The sequence below is a fragment of the Picosynechococcus sp. NKBG042902 genome (assembly GCF_963864045.1).
In the GTDB taxonomy this organism is placed as follows: Bacteria; Cyanobacteriota; Cyanobacteriia; order Cyanobacteriales; family MRBY01; genus MRBY01.
This window is the reverse complement of the sequence record NZ_CAWLTV010000013.1, coordinates 1-1,179: the sequence shown is the minus strand read 5'-3', so window position 1 is coordinate 1,179 and position 1,179 is coordinate 1. Positions and strand designations below refer to the sequence as shown.

The 1,179-nt window shown below is 48.9% G+C and carries 1 protein-coding gene; it reads left to right on the top strand.

The window, feature by feature from the left end; translation table 11 throughout:
* Positions 1-78 precede the first annotated feature (78 nt).
* Positions 79-1,179: an IS4 family transposase gene (locus tag AACR41_RS00075; RefSeq protein ID WP_030008354.1), complete on the top strand. Its 1,101-nt coding sequence runs from the start codon at positions 79-81 to the stop codon at positions 1,177-1,179.

Genomic DNA, 1,179 nt, shown 5'->3' with positions numbered 1-1,179 from the left:
CTCAGTACAGGACAAAAACTTGAAAAGGATAGAGGGAGAGGGTTTGATAGGAGTTAGCATACAACCAAACAAACCCTCATGAGCCAGATTAGCGAAATCCGTGACCAATTGCGACCCCACATCGGATGGCATGGAGCCAGACTCTCCTTCGTTGCGATGTTCCTGATAGCACTATTCCGAGCAAAAACCGTCAATCTCGCCGAACTCGCCACCGTCTGGGGAGGTGATGCCACTGAGGAATCTAATTACAAGCGCATGCAGCGATTCTTCAAGTCCTTTGAGGTCAACCTGGATAAAATCGCCCAGATGGTGATGAATATCGCGGCTATCCCGCAACCATGGGTCCTGAGTATTGACCGCACCAACTGGTCATTCGGAACAACGGATTTCAATATCTTGATGCTGGGTGTTGTCCATGAAGGCATCGGTTATCCACTGATGTGGACAATGCTGGAGAAGAAGAAGGGCAACAGCAACAGTACAGAGCGCATGGATTTGTTCGAGCGTTTTGAAATCTTATTCCCCGATGCGGAAATTGCCTATCTTACAGGGGACCGAGAGTTTATTGGTAAGCCCTGGCTGTCATACCTGATGCTGGATAAGCCCATTCCCTTTCGTCTGCGCATCCGTCAGACCGACAAGATTAGCAAAGGTAAAGGACAACCGCCGATTGCTGGAGCGCACCTGTTTCGGTCATTGGTCATGGGTGAGACAAGAATTCTGCCGGGAAAACAGTGGGTCTGGGGCCGTCCAGTCTATGTCATCGGCACTCGTCTGAAGCCAAAGCAGAAATCTCAGAAAACGGATGATGATTTTCTGATTATTATTACTGCCCATGACCCTCAAAATGCTTTGGCCGATTACCATCACCGCTGGGGGATTGAAACGTTATTTGGCGCCCTCAAAACCCGTGGCTTTTGCTTAGAATCAACTCATTTTATCGATAAGGTGCGTTTGTCGAAGCTGCTGGCTCTGTTGGCCATTGGCTTTGTCTGGGCGATGAAAGCGGGTTTATGGCGACATACTCAGAAACCGATTCGTATCATCAAGGCCCATGGCCGTCGAGCTCGGAGTTTGTTTCGCTATGGCTTTGACTTATTGCGTCGCTTTTTTACCGCTTCTCCCCAATCTCTACTTGAGTCAGAGTTTCACCCCATACAACTTTTGTCCTGTACTTAG